This is a genomic window from Jannaschia sp. M317, from assembly GCF_025141175.1.
Classification (GTDB): Bacteria; Pseudomonadota; Alphaproteobacteria; order Rhodobacterales; family Rhodobacteraceae; genus Jannaschia.
Map to the genome: position 1 here is coordinate 1248895 of NZ_CP081155.1, position 16884 is coordinate 1265778.

Below are 16884 nucleotides of genomic sequence, written 5' to 3' on the forward strand. Positions count from 1 at the left end.
CAGTGGGGCGGTGGTAGCTCAGCTACCGGTGAGGACGCTGCATTCCACGTCGCGGGCCCGCAGGCGGGTGCAGGCGCGGTTCGCCTCCCGCTCCGACAGGCCGACGAAGCTGGGCTCATAGCCGCCGCGCACGCGTTCCACCTGGCGCAAGGCATCGTCCAGGGCGTCCAGTTCCTGCAGGGCGGTGCGCAACAACAGCTTGTCCGCGGCCGATCGCGACGGCTGGTTGCTCAGTGAAATGGCATAGCTCCGCCCGCCGCTGGTGGACGCGCGGGTGACCACCTCGCGCGGGGCCGGGGCCACATCGGGGCGCGGGGCCGGGGTGGGCGAGGGCAGGACGGCCGGGCCGGAGGCATTGGCCATCAACGTGATCTGCCCCGATCCCCCACGCGCCACGGGCCGCATCGAGACCGCCGGTGCGGTCGGTCCGGGCAAGGTGGCCCCGCCATAGGTTGGCAGTGCGGGTTTACGCTCCGCGACGCGGCTGGGAGCCCGTTGAAAGCCGAGGTCCAGCAACTCCGCGATCCGGGCGTTCCGCGTGGCGGTGGATCGCCCGCCGAACACGGTGGCGATCACACGCTCGCCGCCCCGCTCGGCGCTGGCGACCAGGTTGAACCCGGCGGCATTGGTGAACCCGGTCTTGATGCCGTCGGCCCCTGGATAGGCATCCAGTAGACGGCGATTGGTGTTGCGCACGCGGGTCACCCCCGCATCGGTCGTGCGGCGCGAGAACAGGTTGTAATACTGCGGGTAATCGTAGAACAGCCGCCGCCCCATCACGGTCATGTCGCGGGCCGTGCTCATATGTCCCGACTGGGTCAGCCCGTGGGCGTTGCGGAAGGTGGTGGACGTCATGCCAAGCGCGCGCGCGGTCATGGTCATCCGCTCGGCAAAGGCGCTCTCGGAGCCGCTGATCGCCTCACCGATGGCCGTGGCCGCGTCGTTGGCCGATTTCACGGCTGCCGCACGGATCAGATAGCGCAGCGCGATCTTCTGACCCGCGCGCAGGCCCAGTTTGCTGGGCGGCTCGTTGGCGGCATTGCGGCTGATACGGACCTGCGTATCCAACGTGATTTCGCCGCGTCGCACCGCTTCGAAGGCGATGTACAGGGTCATCATCTTGGTCAGCGACGCGGGATGCAGCCGGGTGTCGGCATTGCGCGACCGCAGCACCTCGCCGGTGCGCGCGTCCATGACCATCTCGGCATAGGGGGCGGCGCGCACCGTCATCGTGGCGGATGCCAGGAGGATCAGGATCACGACGAACGGCGTCAGGGCCCTCAAGGCCCGGTTCATTCCAGTTTTCATCAGCGACTGCTCTGCTGCCTGCGACCCGATCTGTGCCAGGTCTGCGTTATGATTAAGGTCAGGCTAGCCGCTCTGACGGCACGAATCCATCCTCGAATCGGCTGCCTCAAAAAGACCTAATTCCTTAGGAAACGGCGCAATATCTGGTGCAATCGGGGCACCACTCCTACTATGGTCGGGTTGAAAGATGGCGAAATCTGGGCAGTCAGGGGGGAACTCCGCCACTGCTCTGCATTGTTGCAAAAGAAGGTTCTCATGCTCGCAAATCCCGAATCCCGAAAGGCCGAAGCCGCCGCCTGGTTCCGCAGCTTGCGCGACCGTATCACCCAGGCCTTCGAGGCGTTGGAGGATGCCGGCGCCCCCGGACCCTTTGGCGATCTGGAACCGGGCCGGTTCGACGTGTCCGAAACCCGCCGCGACCCCGGCGACGGCAGCGACGCGGGCGGCGGAATCATGTCGGTGATGCGCGGTGGTCGCGTGTTCGAAAAGGTCGGCGTCAACTGGTCCGAGGTTCACGGAACGCTGGCCCCCCGCGCGCAAAAGGCGATGGCCGCGCGCGGCGTGCCGGGGATGGAGGACGACCCCCGTTTCTGGGCGTCGGGGATCAGTCTGGTGGCGCATATGCGCAACCCGCACGTCCCCGCCGTGCATATGAACACCCGGATGTTCTGGACCCCCCACGCCTGGTGGTTCGGCGGCGGGGCCGACCTGAACCCGTGTCTGGAATACGCAGAGGACACCGCCCATTTCCACGCCCGGATGCAGGCCGCCTGCGACGCCCACGGACCCCTCGATGGCGAGGATCGCTATGCCAAGCTCAAGGCCTGGGCGGATGAGTATTTCTTTGTCCCCCACAGGGGCCGGGCGCGGGGCGTCGGCGGGATTTTCTACGACGATCTGAACACCGGCGACTGGGATGCGGATTTCGCCTTTACCCGCAATGTCGGGGCCGAATTCCTGCCCGCCTATCAGCCCCTGGTGGAAAAGCGCCGGGCGCAGTCCTGGACCGATGCCGACAAGGACGCGCAGCTGGTGCACCGGGGTCTCTATGCCGAATACAACCTGGTTTATGATCGGGGCACCAAGTTCGGGCTGGAGACGGGGCACAACGCTGATGCGGTGCTGATGTCCCTGCCGCCCGAGGCGAAATGGCCGTGATGTAGGGCGGGGGGCACCCCGCCGTGCGACCTCGACCCGGGGCGGCGGGGTGAACCCCCGCCCTACACGGCCACCGGCACCAGAACCCGCAGCGCGCCGATCGTCTCGAACCCGGCCTTCTGCGCCGCCTCTAGGTCCGCGCCGCGCTCATAGCCCACGACCGGGCGGCCCGCGCCAAAGTTTTCTGCCGATGCGGCGGCCTCCGCGAAGGTCTCCGGCCCATCGCCGAAGACATTCGACAGTCCCACCACCTCCGCCGAACGATTGACGATGCAGCCCGCCGTCACCCGCCCGGCCTCGATGCGCCCAAAGAAGGCCAGGCCCGGGTCTGTCAGGCAGGTGTCCGGAAACATCCGCTGCTCCGTGGGGGAGGTCGCGCCCCAGGCACCTTCCCAGGCGGCCAGCAACGCCGGTGTGTCGATCCGCCGCCAGTCGCTCTCGGGCCCCTCCGCCGCGCGCCAGATCCACCGCGCCTCAAAGAGCACCCTTCGCCTAGCCTCGTCGATCTCGCAGAAGCTGTCCTTGATCGCCGTGCGTGCCCCGAAGGTCCGCTCCAACCGCGCCAGCAGCCCGGCCGCGCTACCTGGCCGGGTCACGACGCCATGACCGTAGAACGGCGGCGGCGGGTCGAGCGCGGCGAAGCCGTCGGGCAAACGGGCAAACCGCAGCCCCTGCGCGCGGAACACCGCTTCATAGAGGTCCGCATTGTTCCCGGCCGCCAGAACCGCGCGCCTGTCTGTCACGCCCAGACCGCCGCGAAATCCTGCGCGTAGCCTTCGCCTGCGAACTCGGTGCCCGTGGCCATCAAGGCCCCCAAGCGGCCCAGTTCATCCCCGCATTTCGCCGCCGCGCCGTTGCCACCGCACAGAACGGTGATCCCCGGTCCGGCGGTGTCGATGTAGGGAAACCCGGTTTCGGACCAGACCACGGCGCAGGGGCCGCTGTGCGTGGCCTCTGCGGTCAGGCCGGGCAGGATGCGCTGCATCTCTGCCAGCAACCGCGCACCGACCTCGGCGTCGCCGGGCCCGTGGAACCAGGTCGCCATCTCTGCGGCGGTGCGGATCCTGGGCGAATCGACCTGGCCACCGATCTTCAGATACAGCCGCCCATCCGGATAGCGCACCGGTGGCAACATATAGAGATCGTGGTCCCAGCCCTCGGGCACCCAGATGACCGAGGGCATGGCAGCCAGCCGCGCGCCCTCTGCCTCCGACAAGCGGGCAAAGGCGATGGTGCGCGCCCAGACCTTCAGTTTGGGCACCGCGGGCAGCAACCCGTCCGACGCCGCATGGGGCCCGGTGGCGATGACAACATGCCCGCCCGACAGCCGCGTGCCGCAGGCCAGGGTCACATCAGTGCCGTCCCGCGACACGGCGGGTTGCGCGAACAGTTCGGCCCCCGCCGTTTGCGCCAGTTGCCACTGCGCGGTGCGCATGGCGCGGGGGGCCATCCAGCCGCCCTGCGTCGCCTCATGGGTCGCACGCGTGCCCTCGGGCAGGGTCAGGCCAAGGCCCGTGCGAACCGCGTCGACGTCCAGCACATCCGGTGGGTCGGGCAGGGCGCGTGCGATGCCGAGAAACCGCGCGGTCGCCCCGGCCATTGGCCCGTCCGTGGGACCGGCCATGACGGCACCGGTCTGGTGGAAGATGCGGTGCCCGGACCGGACCTCCAGATCCCGATACCGCGCGATGGATCGGCATGACGCCAGCGACCAATCCGGGTCCGACGCCACCCGCCGCGTGATCCGCGCGGCGTCGAAATGGCTGCCGAACGGCCCCTGCGAGGTCCCCCAGTCCGCCGGTTCCGGGGCGGCGATCAGGGCGACCGAATGCCCGGCCTCGGCCAGATGACGGGCACAGGGCCCGCCCATCATGCCGCCACCGACGACGATGAAATCGAAGGTCTGGGTCATGGCAGCGGATTCCCCCAAAACGTGAATTGGTCCCCGGTGGATTGCCCCAAAACGGGGCATTTTGTGTCAGGCGTGTTCGCGCAGGGTTTCGATCATCAGGGCGACATTTTCGGGATCCGCATCCGGTGTGATCCCGTGGCCCAGGTTGAAGATATGCGGCCCCTTGGACAGCGCATCGCGAATGCGCCGCACCTCGGACACCAGGTCCGCACCGCCCGTGACCATGTGAGAGGACTTCAGATTGCCCTGCACACAGCCGTGGGGCTGCAGGTGTTCCGCGACCCATTCCGCGCTGACCGAATCGTCGACGGCAACGCAGTCGGCCCCGGTCGCCGCGTGAAACCCGACATAGCCCTGACCCGCTTCGCGCGGGAAGGCGATGATCGGCAAGGTTGGGTGACGACGCTTCAGCTCGGCGATGATCTGCTTGGCCGGTTCCAGCGCATAGCGTTGAAAATCATCCCCTTTCAGGGATCCGGCCCAGCTGTCGAAGATCTTGACCACCTCGGCCCCGGCCTGCACCTGCATGTCTAGATACTCGATCGTGGCGGCGGTGATCCGGTCCAGCAGCGCCTCGAACACGGGGCGATTGCCGTCCTTGAGCGCATGGGCCGGGGCCTGATCCGGTGTGCCACGGCCCGCAATCATGTAGGTCGCCACCGTCCAGGGCGCGCCCGCAAAGCCGATCAGCGCCGTCTCGGAGGGCAGGGCAGAGGCCAGATTGCGCACGGTCTGATAGATCGGGGCCAGGTGTTCGTGAATGTCGTCGGGGCCTTTCAGCTTGGCCATGCCCTCCGCATCGGTGATCGTCGACAGGCGCGGTCCCTCGCCGGTGACGAACCAAAGATCAGCACCCAGGGCCTGTGGCACCAAGAGGATGTCGGCAAAAAGGATAGCCGCGTCAAACCCATAGCGCCGGATAGGCTGTAGCGTGACCTCGGTCGCCAGGTCGGAATTGTAGCACAGCGACAGGAAATCGCCGGCTTCGGCCCGTGTCGCACGATATTCAGGCAGGTAGCGGCCCGCTTGCCGCATCATCCAGATCGGGGGCACGGGCAGGGTCTCTCCGGCCAACGACCGCATCAGCTTCTTCATTTTCTTCGCGCTTCCTTGGGTCTCGGGTCTGGACAGGATGTCTCAAGTTGGTGTCACAGTGTCAAACGCCGCGCAGCTGTCAACCTATCCTGACAGTCAGGCGTGCTGGACAGACAGGACGTTTCATGACCCCGACCCCGACCGCCCCTCTCAAGATTGGTACCCGCGGCTCTCCGCTGGCGCTGGCGCAAGCCTATGAAACCCGCGCCCGCCTGATGGCCGCACTCGACGCCCCCGAAGCGGCGTTCGAGATTGTCGTGATCAAGACCACGGGGGACAGGGTACTGGACCGACCGCTGAAGGAGATCGGCGGCAAGGGTCTGTTCACGCGGGAAATCGAAGACGCCTTGCTGGACGGCGGGATCGACATCGCCGTGCATTCGATGAAGGACATGCCGACGTTGCAACCCGACGGCCTGCTGCTGGATACCTACCTGCCGCGCGAGGATCCGCGCGATGCCTTTGTGACCCTGGACGGACGGCAATTGTCCGACCTGGAAGCGGGCACCGTGGTCGGCACCTCGTCGCTGCGCCGTCGTGCGCAACTGGCGCACCGGCGGCCCGATCTGAACGTGGTGGAGTTTCGCGGCAACGTACAGACGCGCATGAAGAAACTGGCCGACGGCGTGGCCGATGCGACCTTTCTGGCGATGGCCGGTCTGAACCGTCTGGGCATGGCAGAGGTGCCGCGCGCCGCCATAGAGACCGCCGATATGCTGCCTGCCGTGGCGCAGGGTGCCATCGGGATCGAGCGGCGCGCAGACGATGACGGCGTGGCCGAGATGCTGGCGTTGATCCATGATCGGGACACCGGGCTGCGCCTGGCGGCGGAACGCGCGTTCCTGCTGACGCTGGACGGATCCTGCGAAACACCGATTGCGGGTCTGGCGGAGCTGGACGGCGATCATCTGCGATTGCGCGGCGAGGTGTTGCGGCCCGACGGCTCGGAGGTGCTGGCCGAGGCGGGCGAGGCCCCCGCCGCCGAGGGGGCCGACCTGGGGCGGGCGGTGGCCCAGCGATTGCTGGACCGTGCCCCGGAAGGGTTCTTCGACTGGCGCGGGTGACGCGTTTTCGGGCAAGGCTCTGGCCCGGCGTTTCAGCGAAACCTGTCCGCCGTCATCCTGCCCAGGGTCCGTGCTGATCGGTCTTGCCATTGCTGTGAACAAAGCCGTGCAGGCCAAAATAGTCCCGTTGCGCCTGCACCATGTTCGCGGTTCCGCGCGCCGTGCGCATCGCATCGAAGTAGGCCAGACCGGAGGACAGCGCGGGCGTCGGGTGCCCGTGCAACGCCGCCTGGGCCACGACCTGGCGCAGTGCGTCGTGGCTGTCGCGCATCAGTTGGGCGAAATGGTCGGTAAACATCAGGTTCGTGCCCGGTGACGCAGCCAGCGCCTGGGCCATGTCGTCCAGCATGGCGGACCGGATGATGCAGCCCTCGCGCCAGATCTGTGCGATTCGCGCCATGGGCAGGTCCCACCCGAAATCCCGTTGCGCGGCGGACAGCATCTCGAAGCCCTGAGCGTAGCACAGGATCTTGCCCGCGATCAGCGCCCGTTCCAGCAGGTCGTGGTTGACCGTCACGGGTTGCGGGGCCGCGCCAAAGATCCGTTCTCCCTCGGCGCGCTCGTCCAACCGCGCGGACAGGTTGCGGGCGACGACAGCCGCCTCGATGGCGGGGACAGGGGCCAGGCGGTGCTGGCTTTCGATGGCGGTCCAGCGGCCGGTGCCCTTTTGCCCGGCGGCGTCCACGATGACCGACAACAAAGGCGCGCCGGTGGCGGTGTCTTGGGCCTGCGCCACGATGCCCGTGATCTCGATCAGGTAGGAGGCGAGGGTGCCCTCGTTCCAGCGTTCGAACACCTTGCCAATCGCATCGGGGGCCAGCCCCTCACCGTCGCGCAGCAGGCCGTAGACCTCTGCGATCATCTGCATGTCGGCATATTCGATGCCGTTGTGCACCATCTTGACGAAATGCCCCGCACCGCCGGGGCCCATCAGCGCGGCGCAGGGGTCGCCGTCGTGCTTGGCCGAAATGGCAAGCAGAACCTCTTCGACGCGGTCCCAATGGGCCGGATCCCCGCCCCCCATGATCGACGGACCGTGGCGCGCGCCTTCTTCTCCGCCGGACACCCCGACCCCAAGGAAGGGGCCGCGGTCGTCGTGCACCCGCCGGTCGGTGTCGGAAAACAGGGCGTTGCCGCAGTCCACGATCAGGTCGTCGTCATCCAGCAGGGGGCGCAGCGCGTCGATCTGATCATCGACCGGCTGGCCTGCGGGCACCATCAGGATGATCGCGCGCGGTTTGGCGATGGCGGCGACGAAGGCCTCCAGGCTTTCGGTTGCGGTGATGCGCGCGGACAGGTCCCCGGCCGCAGCCGCAAAGTCGCGGGTCACCTGCGTCGTGCGGTTGAAAACCGCGATGTCGAACCCTTTCTCCGCGATGTTCGACGCCAGTGCCGCCCCCATCGTGCCCAGTCCGATCAAGCCGATCCGTGCGCCTGTGTCCGTCATCGCAAATCCTCCGTTTTGTTCGTCCTATCGGGCGACGGCCCCTCGCGAAAGGCGAAGCCTACCCCGCGCCCGCGCACAGTCGGTCTGGGTGCGACGTCGGGGCGCTGTCTGTCGGGATTGTAAGGAACGAGTGGGGAACATATACCGAACGAATGGCAAAAATGACGATCAAAGACAAACTGGCCTTGCTGTCGGATGCGGCGAAATACGATGCGTCTTGCGCGTCGTCTGGCACATCCACGCGCGGGTCGCGGGATGGCAAGGGGCTGGGGTCCACCACCGGGTCGGGAATTTGCCATGCTTATGCGCCTGACGGGCGCTGCATCAGCCTGCTGAAGATCCTGATGACGAACTACTGCGTCTATGATTGCGCCTACTGCGTGAACCGCGTGTCCTCCAACGTGCCCCGCGCGCGTTTCACGGTAGAGGAGGTGGTCTGGCTGACCACGGAATTCTACCGTCGCAATTACATCGAGGGGCTGTTCCTGTCGTCGGGGATCATCAAATCCTCGGACTACACCATGGAGGAGATGGTCCGCATCGCGGAAACCCTGCGCAAGGGTGGCTTTCGCGGCTACATCCACCTGAAGACCATCCCCGATGCCAGCCCCGAGTTGATCGAACGGGCGGGCCTGGTGGCGGATCGTCTGTCGATCAATATCGAGCTGCCGACAGATGCCAGCGTCAAGGCCTATGCCCCCGAAAAGGACCCGGCGGGCATCCGGCAGGCCATGGGCAAGGTGCGCCTGACCAAGGAGGATTATTCCGACCGGACCCACACCGGGCGCAGGCGGGGCAATTTCGCGCCCGCCGGGCAATCGACGCAGATGATCGTGGGGGCGGATGCCGCCGACGATGCCACGATCCTGGGCAATTCCACCCGGCTCTATTCTTCCTACGGGTTGAAGCGGGTCTATTATTCCGCGTTTTCGCCCATTCCCGACAGCTCCTCGGTGCTGCCGCTGGTCGATCCGCCCCTGATGCGGGAACACCGGCTGTATCAGGCGGATTGGCTGCTGCGGTTCTATGACTTCTCGCTCGATGAAATCGTGACGCGGGATGCGGGCGGGATGCTGGACCTGGAGGTGGACCCGAAACTGGCCTGGGCGCTGGCGAACCGGGATCGGTTTCCGGTGGATGTGAACCGCGCCCCGAAAGAGGATTTGCTGCGCATCCCCGGCTTTGGCACCAGGATCGTCCAGCGGATCCTGAAGGCCCGGCGATCCGGTGCACTGGGGTTGGAGGATATTCGCCGCATGGGCGGGCGGGTCAGGGCGGCGCGCCCCTTTGTCGTGACCCGCGACCATCATCCCGGTGCCCGTCTGGATCAGGCCGACCTGCGCGCCCGGTTCGTCAAGCCCAAGCAGATGGAGCTGTTCTGACGTGTTCGCCCCTCGGTTGCCGCGATTGGGGACCCATGCCGCCTGGCGCGAGGCCGCGCGCGCCTTGGCCACCACCCCGCCCGAGGCGGTCGACTGGGGGTGGCAGGATCGGGGGGCGTCGATGTTCGATGCGCCCTTGCCGGTGTCCTCGGCGGCATTGTCGGTGCCCAAGGGGTTCGACGCACTGAGCCGGACCTTGATGGCGGAACGGACGGGCGAAGGCTTTGCGGTGTCGCATGCGCTGCTCCATCGTTTGCAGGCCGAGCGCGGGCTGATGTCGCGTCGCGCCGATCCGTTGGTGGCGCGGGCCGAAAGGGTGGCCAAGGACGTCCGCCGCGACATTCACAAGATGCATGCGTTCCTACGCTTCAAGGAGGTGCCGGGCGATGGCCGCCGCCGCCGCTTTGCCGCCTGGTTCGAGCCGTCCCACCGCATCGAAGAGACGACGGCCGATTTCTTCGTGAACCGTTTCGGCGATATGGATTGGGTGATCGTCACGCCCGAGGTGACGCTGCGCCATCTGGGCGGGACGCTGGAGATGCAGGCCGTTGCCTCCGGCAGGCCGGACGAAAGCGACCCGTTGGAGCAGCTCTGGACGACGTATTATTCCAACATCTTCAATCCTGCGCGGCTGAAGCTGAACGCGATGCGCGCCGAGATGCCCAAGAAATACTGGAAGAACATGCCCGAAACGGCGGCCATTCCGGGTCTGGTCGCCGAGGCCCGCAAGCGGGTGGAGGCGATGCAGGCGGCCCCGATGCGCGCCCCTCGAACCGCCGCGCCCCGCCAGATCGCGCCGATTGCCGACGATTTGCCGGGGCTGGCTGTGCGGTTGCAGGCGTGCACTGCGTGTCCGATCCATTGCGGGGCGACCCAGGCGGTCATGGGCGAGGGCCGCCCGCAGGCGCCAGTGATGATCGTCGGCGAACAACCCGGCGACCGGGAGGATCTGGTCGGGCGTCCGTTCGTCGGGCCCGCCGGTCAGCTGTTCGATCAGGTCGCGGCGCGCGCCGGGCTGGATCGCAGCGCCTGTTATGTCACCAACGCGGTCAAGCATTTCAAATACATCCAGCGGGGCAAGACACGGCTGCATCAACGTCCCGATGCCGCCGAGATCCGCGCCTGCCGCAGCTGGCTTATGCAGGAGATCGCGCTGGTCCGGCCGCGCCTGCTTGTCGCGATGGGGGGCACCGCGGCAGAGGCGTTGACGGGGCGCGGCACAGGCGTCTTGGCCCGGCGCGGCACGCTGGAGGAGACGCCTTTTGGTTTGCCGGTCTGGATCACGATCCATCCCTCGGCCTTGCTGCGGATGCCCGACGCGACGGCCCGTGCCGATGCGCGCCGCCAGTTCGAGTCGGATCTGGCTGCCATCCCGGATATGCTTAAAAAACAGGCGGAATGACGCTGCGCTGCGGCGAAATTGACCTCGGCTAGGCGGGTCTTTGCTGCTGCGCAGAAAAATGTCCCGAATGGTGGAACTTGTCGCCTGTTTGTCGCTTCTTATCGTCAGAATGTCGGAAATTTGTCCGGCGCACGAGAAGGAGTTTGCCCCGTGAGAACCTTGAACACCGTGATTTTTCCCGTCGCCGGTCTTGGAACACGGATGCTGCCAGCCACCAAGGTGATGCCCAAGGAGCTGCTCCCGGTTTACGACACACCGCTGTTGCAATTCGCCATCGACGAGGCGCTTGCTGCAGGTGCAAAGAGGATTGTCCTCGTTTCGCACCCCGACAAACCCGCGATTGCTGAATATTTCCGCCACGACGCCGCGTTGGAGGCGACGCTGGCCGAAAAGGGCAAGCACGACCTTCTGGCCGCGGTCGAGGCCAGCAACCTGCCCGAAGGGGTCGACCTTCATATCGTCATGCAACACGAGCAGTTGGGCCTGGGGCACGCGGTCCTGTGCGGTGCGGACTACGCAGGCGACGGCCCGGTCGGGGTGATCCTGCCCGACGATCTGATTCTGGGCGCGCCTTGCCTGGCCGAGATGACCGCCGCCTATGATCCCGAAACGATGAACAGCCTGGTTGCCGCGCAGCAGGTCGCGCCGCAGCACGTCTCTCGCTACGGGATCTTTGATTGCGACGAAAGCGTCCGGGACGACGCGCTGCCCTGCGCCCGTTTCGTGGAAAAACCTGATCCGTCGGTTGCCCCCTCTCGTCTTGCTGCGGTCGGGCGCTACATCCTGGATCAATCGGTGTTCGACATCCTGCGCGGCACGGGTCGCGGCGCCGGGGGCGAGATTCAGTTGACCGATGCCATTGCAGACATGGGCGGCATTCATGCCTTCCGGTTTTCGGGCACGCGTCACGATTGTGGGTCGAAGGACGGTCTGGTCGAAGCGACCCTGGCCGTTCAGAAAATGCGGAAGCGCGCACATCTGAGTGTTGCTGCTAAATGATTACTTTGGGGAGGAAAGGATGCTCTACTATCAAATGACTGGCTTCATGGAGGGGGATAGCCCCACCGATCAGGGGCGCATCACCCTCCCCAAGCACGAAGATGCGGCTCTGTTTCTCGACTTCGACGGAACCTTGGTAGAAATCGCGGACCGCCCCGATGGCATCACCGTGCCCGAGCGTATCACGACGATGCTGAAGCGGGCGCAGGATCGTCTTGATGGGCGCGTGGCGCTCGTCTCCGGTCGCTCCGTCTCTGATCTCGAAGCGTTTTTGCCCGATTTCGATGGGCCGCTGATCGGGGCCCATGGGGCCGAGCGGCGGATTGAGGGGACGACCGAACACACCCAGGATTTCGACCTGGGCAAGATCGCGACCTTGCAGAAACTGGTCGAGGACTACGCCAGTCTCCAATCCGGTTTTCTGGTCGAAACGAAGCCCACGGGCGTCGTGCTGCATTACCGTCAGGCACAGGAACACGGGGCGCTTGCTCTGCACTTCATGGAAAGCCTGGCCGAGGCGGCTGATGGTTTCCGTCTGCAGCCCGCGCTTTGCGCCTATGAGATCAAGCCCGACAGCGTGGGCAAGGATATCGCGCTGTCCGACCTGCTGGAGACGGCGGCCTTCAAGGGCAAGACGCCGATCTACGCGGGGGACGACCTGACGGATGAACCCCCGCTGGAGCTTGTGAAATCTCTGGGTGGGACGGCGATCAAGATCGGCGGTCGGGAAAGCGTTGCCGAGTACGGGTTGGAAACGCCGGAGATGCTTCTGCGACTATTGGAGAAGTGGCTTGCCTGACGGTTCGAAAATGGAACCCCGCCCCAACGGCCAGCTTCTTGTCCTGTCCAACCGCATCCCGAAAGGCGATGTTCCGGCAGGCGGTCTGGTTTATGCCCTGCACGAGGCCCTGACCGGTGCCGGCGGCACCTGGATCGGCACGGCTGATCCCAGCCATTCTGCCGAGCCGGTGCTCAGCCCGATCGGCAGCGGCGATTACGACCGCATGACCTTTCCGGTGACGGGTACGGAATATGACGGTTTCTATCTGGGTTACGCCAATGGCGTGCTCTGGCCGCTGTTTCACCACCGTGCCGACCTGCTGGATATTCAAGAAGGGCACTTTGATGCCTATGCTGCGGTCAACCGGCGCGCCGCCCGTGTGATTGCCGATCGGATCGGGCCCGAAGACACGATCTGGATCCACGACTATCACTTCTTGATGGTCGCCTCCGAACTGCGCAAGCTGGGTGTCGAGAACCGCATCGGCCTGTTCCTGCATATCCCGTTTCCCAACGTCACCGACATCATGGCCCTGCCCGAGGCGTCGATGCTGGCGGGTTGGCTGGCGGCGCATGATCTGGTCGGGTTGCAGACGGAACGTGACGTCGCCGCGGCCAACGATATCGTCGCACAGGACGGTCAGGCGCAGCATCTCAACGATGGCACCTGGGTCCGGGACGGTCGCGTGTTCAACGTAGAGGCCTTTCCGATTGGCATTGACGCCAAGGGCTTTGCCGAAACGGCGGCCCGCGTGCCCGCTCCCGATCTGTTGCTGCGCCCCGGTGCGCCCCTATTGATCGGGGTGGACCGTCTGGATTATTCCAAGGGCCTCGTCCATCGGTTCGAAGCCTTCGGGGAATTCCTGGAACGCCGGGCCGACCAGACGATCCGTCCGACGTTCCTGCAGATCGCGCCGGGTTCACGCGAAGACGTCAGCGCCTATCAGGACATCCGCGAAGAGTTGGAGCGTGCGGCGGGCTCGATCAACGGCGAACACGCCTCGCTCGACTGGACCCCGATCCGCTATATCCGCCACCACATCGACCGGGACACGATCGCCGCGCTGTATCGCAAGGCCGACGTCGCGCTGGTGACGCCCTTGGCCGATGGCATGAACCTTGTGGCGAAGGAATTCGTGGCCGCCCAGGATCCCGAGGACCCGGGCGTTCTGATCCTGTCCCATTTCGCCGGCGCGTCGGAACAGATGGACAGCGCGCTGATGGTCAACCCGTTCGACGCGGGCAGCTTTGCCCAGGCCATCGAACAGGCATTGACCATGCCCCTGGCAGAACGTCAGGCCCGCCACGCCTCGCTGCGCGACAGCGTGTTCGAGCAGGACGTCGCATGGTGGACCGATCGGTATCTGAAGCGACTGCGCGGCGGGTCCATGGTCCCGGTCTGACGGGCTACGGCCCGCCCGCGCCCGACAGGGTGACACGCTGACAGGACGCCGCCAGCCGACCCCGTTGCGGGCGGGGGCGGTCCGTCTTGGTCCGGAAAACCGTGTCGCGGCCGTTCTCAGGTTTGCGTGCCGTCGGCGGGTCGCGCAAGCCGCGCCGCCAGTTGGGACACTGCGATTGACGCCGCGGCCTTCGATGCCTCGTGCCGATGATCGCCGAATTCCTGATACTCTATGCCGATATGGTGGAAATCCGACATGCCGAGGTATTTCGACGCGACGCGCAAATGCGGCACCAGATTGTCCAATCCCTCGTTGAGCTCGCCCGCCCCGAAACCGAATTCACCCCATGAGGTCAAGGCGACGACGGTCTTGCCGCTCAGAACCGGCAGAAGTGGCCGGTCACCACGGGCGAGATCGAAGGTGAAGGTCTTGTTGATCCGCACGACCTGATCGAACCACGCCTTCAGGGCCGCAGGCATGCCGTAGTTGTACATCGGCGTCGTGAAGACGATAAAATCGGCTGCGACCACCTCGGCGATCAGCTCATCGGAGATCCTGGTGATCTGCTGCTGCTCCGAGGTCGTGCCGTCACTGAACACCGCCGCGATCCATGCTTCGGAGATAAGCGGCGGCGGGCGCGTTCCGACGTCCCGCGTCGTAACCACCACGTCCGGTTCGCGAAGGGTCCATTCGCTGATGAACCGGTCGCCAAGGCGGCGAGAGAGGGAGCGCGTCGTGCGGGCGCTGGCATCGACTCTGAGGATGTGTGTCATGTGCGGGATCCTTTCTTCGGGTTTCGCGAAGGCCTTTCTGCGCAGTCAGATCGGGCCCCGTCGGTGGGCGGGAAACGCATGAGACGGTCTGGGCAGGGTTGCGTGGTTCGGGCCGCATCACGGACAAGCGATGATGCTGGCCAATGGACGCGCCAGTGTCGGGGCGCGGGTCGTCCGCGATGTGACTGACGCCTTGGCGCGTCCGGTAGCAGCGGGCGTTCCGGGCCCCAAAGATCGGGACCCGGACCGGGCTGCTGAGCCCCCGGATCAGAGATCGTCGATGGAGGTCGACAGGATGCCGGGCCAGGTTTCATTGGCCACCTCAATCACCTCGGCACTGTTTTCCTTATACTTTTCGAAGATCGCGGCGTTGACGAAAAGATAGAGCTTGCCGTCCACGATGTCGGCAAAGCGAACGTCTCCGTCGAGTTTCTTGCCGACGTAGACGCCGAAGGCGCAGAACCCTCCGAACTGCGGAAGGTAACCTGCTGGATCCGCCTCGAAGAGCTGCTGAGCCTCTGCGGTGGCAAAGTAGTAGTCCACGCCGTCATGGGCCGTGCTGTAAGCGGCATCGCCGATCTGCGGCACCGGGCCGTCGAACATCGACACCGGATCGACGCCGTGCAGGCCCAGCGGATTGCCCGCAAGCGTCAGGCCGTTCGAGACATTGTATTCGTCGGCGGCCATCGCGGACGAGCCGCAGGCAAGCACAGCAACAAGGGCAAGTGCGGAAAGGGTGAGAAGGGATTTCATGGGTCTGTTCCTTTCAGGGTATGAGATCAGGGGGGAGGGGTCAGGCCCCTCGGGCGATGCGCTCGACGGCGTCGTCGGTCCACCAGACGCCGTTTGCGACCATGCGGAAGTTGATGATCGCGGCCAGGTAGCCGTCGCCTTCGGGCACCTTCGCGCCGGCGGTCGCGTCGCGCACCACGGCGACCTCGAACCCGAGCTCCAGAAGTTCGTAGAGATGCGCCTGGGTGCAGAGGTTGGCGGACATGCCTGCCAGGATGACCTTGTCGATCCCGCGCTTGCGCAATTGCAGGTTCAGATCGTTCTGGGCCGGGCTGTAGACCTTGTGGGGTGAGCAGATGACGGTCTCTCCGTCTTCGATGTATTTCTTGTACTGCGGCATCCAGTCGGCGCCGGAGCCGTCAAAACCCTCAAGGTTCAGCGGGCCGGGGCGATCGAACATGCCGATGCCGTGCATGGTCTTTTCGAGGGTGCCTTCGAAGTCCCACCGGTGATCGTGTGGATAGTAGTAGTGCGGCGAGATGAAGACCGGCATGTCCGCAGCCTTGGCCGCAGCGAAAAGACGCTCGATGTTATCGACGGTGCCCTGTTCGGTCACGCTTTCGCCAACGACGCCCCAGGTGACGCCATCTTCGGACAGGAAATCGATCTGAGGGTCGGTGACGACAAGCGCGGTGCGGCCCGGCGCGATTTCCATATCGACTTGCGGCAGGCCCGGCTCGGCGGGGTCGGCATAGGTCGCGCGTGCCTGGGGCGTCGCGGCCATCGCGGCGGCACCTGAAACGGCGACGCCGCCCGCAGCGGCGGCCCCGGCTGCGCCGGCCATCAGGCGCCGTCGTGCCATGTCGACCCGTTCGGGGGTGACGTCGCAGCCGCAGGCGCGGTCATTGTGGTGGGTGTGATCGTTGTCCATTTCGGGACTCCTTTCTGGGGTGTGATGACAGCGCGCCGGACGGTGTGCTGTCGGGGGAACAGGGTCGTGCCTCGTCGTTTGGGCACATGTCATCTGCGCGCAGCCGAAGGGCGCGCGGGGCAGGCAGGTGTCGTTGCGGAGGACCTCGCGCCCCGGCGTAAGGGGCGCGATCCGTGACGCTTTAGGTCAGAGGGTGCCGCGCGCCGGGTTCGGCTGGGCGCAATCGGTGCCTGAGGCGCGGATTACCGGCAGGAGGCGCGCGAACACCTTTCACCGCATGGTGAACGGAAACGTCAGGATGCCGGTCATCAGGGCGGCGGCGATGGCGGCCAGAACAAGCTGGGCCATGTCACCGGTGACCGAAGGAACCGAGGGTTTCGAAATCTGGGGGGCGTCGTGCCGCTTTGCCGCGGTCCGTGTCATCTTGCTTTTCATTCTCATAGTCTTGGTCTCTCGGTTGGCAGGACGGGCTTTCGGGTCGCGTTGCAGCATCCGAAC

General features: G+C 65.7%; 16 protein-coding genes. 7 read left to right on the forward strand and 9 right to left on the reverse strand.

All coding sequences use genetic code 11. The features are described from left to right. Window positions 1-18: 18 nt before the first annotated feature. A complete protein-coding gene (locus K3551_RS06550) occupies window positions 19-1308 on the reverse strand; it encodes a serine hydrolase (RefSeq protein ID WP_409197408.1) in 1290 nt (429 codons plus the stop codon). A 255-nt stretch (window positions 1309-1563) separates the two neighbouring features. Here K3551_RS06550 and hemF point away from each other — a divergent pair, with 255 nt between their 5' ends. Then, window positions 1564-2466 (forward strand): oxygen-dependent coproporphyrinogen oxidase, encoded by a 903-nt coding sequence (hemF, locus tag K3551_RS06555; protein ID WP_259918667.1) that lies wholly within the window; start codon window positions 1564-1566, stop codon window positions 2464-2466. Window positions 2467-2528: 62 nt separating this feature from the next. On the opposite strand, the gene K3551_RS06560 is transcribed toward hemF, so the two are convergent. The 3 genes from K3551_RS06560 to hemE all read right to left on the reverse strand — a co-directional run bounded on the left by K3551_RS06560 (window position 2529) and on the right by hemE (window position 5473). Then, complete coding sequence (locus K3551_RS06560) at window positions 2529-3209, reverse strand: hypothetical protein (RefSeq protein ID WP_259918668.1); 681 nt, start codon at window positions 3207-3209, stop codon at window positions 2529-2531. Continuing rightward, window positions 3206-4378, reverse strand: coding sequence for an FAD-dependent oxidoreductase (locus tag K3551_RS06565; protein ID WP_259918670.1), 1173 nt, complete (start codon window positions 4376-4378; stop codon window positions 3206-3208). Before K3551_RS06565 ends, K3551_RS06560 begins: the two co-directional genes overlap by 4 nt. Window positions 4379-4444: 66 nt before the next feature. Beyond that, complete coding sequence (gene hemE, locus K3551_RS06570) at window positions 4445-5473, reverse strand: uroporphyrinogen decarboxylase (RefSeq protein ID WP_259918672.1); 1029 nt, start codon at window positions 5471-5473, stop codon at window positions 4445-4447. Window positions 5474-5598: 125 nt separating this feature from the next. Here hemE and hemC point away from each other — a divergent pair, with 125 nt between their 5' ends. Next, the gene (hemC, locus tag K3551_RS06575) at window positions 5599-6537 is read left to right on the forward strand and encodes a hydroxymethylbilane synthase (protein ID WP_259918674.1); all 939 of its coding nucleotides are present in this window, start codon (window positions 5599-5601) and stop codon (window positions 6535-6537) included. Between the two features lie 52 nt (window positions 6538-6589). Here the strand turns inward: hemC and gndA are convergent, their stop codons facing one another. Then, the gene (gene gndA, locus K3551_RS06580) at window positions 6590-7984 is read right to left on the reverse strand and encodes an NADP-dependent phosphogluconate dehydrogenase (protein ID WP_259918676.1); all 1395 of its coding nucleotides are present in this window, start codon (window positions 7982-7984) and stop codon (window positions 6590-6592) included. Window positions 7985-8136: 152 nt separating this feature from the next. On the opposite strand from gndA, the gene K3551_RS06585 reads away from it, so the two are divergent. From K3551_RS06585 to K3551_RS06605, 5 genes are all read left to right on the forward strand, one after another. Next, entirely contained in the window at window positions 8137-9366 is a 1230-nt protein-coding gene (locus tag K3551_RS06585) for a putative DNA modification/repair radical SAM protein (RefSeq protein ID WP_259918678.1), read from the forward strand. A 16-nt stretch (window positions 9367-9382) separates the two neighbouring features. Continuing rightward, the gene (locus tag K3551_RS06590; RefSeq protein WP_259919505.1) at window positions 9383-10768 is read left to right on the forward strand and encodes a UdgX family uracil-DNA binding protein; all 1386 of its coding nucleotides are present in this window, start codon (window positions 9383-9385) and stop codon (window positions 10766-10768) included. 150 nt (window positions 10769-10918) lie between these two features. Then, window positions 10919-11767: a UTP--glucose-1-phosphate uridylyltransferase gene (locus K3551_RS06595; RefSeq protein WP_259918679.1), complete on the forward strand. Its 849-nt coding sequence runs from the start codon at window positions 10919-10921 to the stop codon at window positions 11765-11767. 19 nt (window positions 11768-11786) lie between these two features. Next, entirely contained in the window at window positions 11787-12566 is a 780-nt protein-coding gene (gene otsB, locus K3551_RS06600) for a trehalose-phosphatase (RefSeq protein WP_259918680.1), read from the forward strand. A 10-nt stretch (window positions 12567-12576) separates the two neighbouring features. Next, the gene (locus tag K3551_RS06605) at window positions 12577-13950 is read left to right on the forward strand and encodes a trehalose-6-phosphate synthase (RefSeq protein WP_259918681.1); all 1374 of its coding nucleotides are present in this window, start codon (window positions 12577-12579) and stop codon (window positions 13948-13950) included. Window positions 13951-14066: 116 nt separating this feature from the next. On the opposite strand, the gene K3551_RS06610 is transcribed toward K3551_RS06605, so the two are convergent. The 4 genes from K3551_RS06610 to K3551_RS06625 form a co-directional block, all read right to left on the reverse strand. Further along, a complete protein-coding gene (locus K3551_RS06610) occupies window positions 14067-14723 on the reverse strand; it encodes an FMN-dependent NADH-azoreductase (RefSeq protein ID WP_259918682.1) in 657 nt (218 codons plus the stop codon). A gap of 267 nt (window positions 14724-14990) precedes the next feature. Further along, entirely contained in the window at window positions 14991-15476 is a 486-nt protein-coding gene (locus tag K3551_RS06615) for a YHS domain-containing (seleno)protein (RefSeq protein WP_259918683.1), read from the reverse strand. A 40-nt stretch (window positions 15477-15516) separates the two neighbouring features. Beyond that, on the reverse strand, window positions 15517-16386 hold the full coding sequence (locus K3551_RS06620; protein WP_259918684.1) for a cysteine hydrolase: 870 nt from the start codon (window positions 16384-16386) through the stop codon (window positions 15517-15519). Window positions 16387-16656: 270 nt separating this feature from the next. Then, the gene (locus K3551_RS06625; RefSeq protein ID WP_259918685.1) at window positions 16657-16809 is read right to left on the reverse strand and encodes a hypothetical protein; all 153 of its coding nucleotides are present in this window, start codon (window positions 16807-16809) and stop codon (window positions 16657-16659) included. Window positions 16810-16884 lie beyond the last annotated feature (75 nt).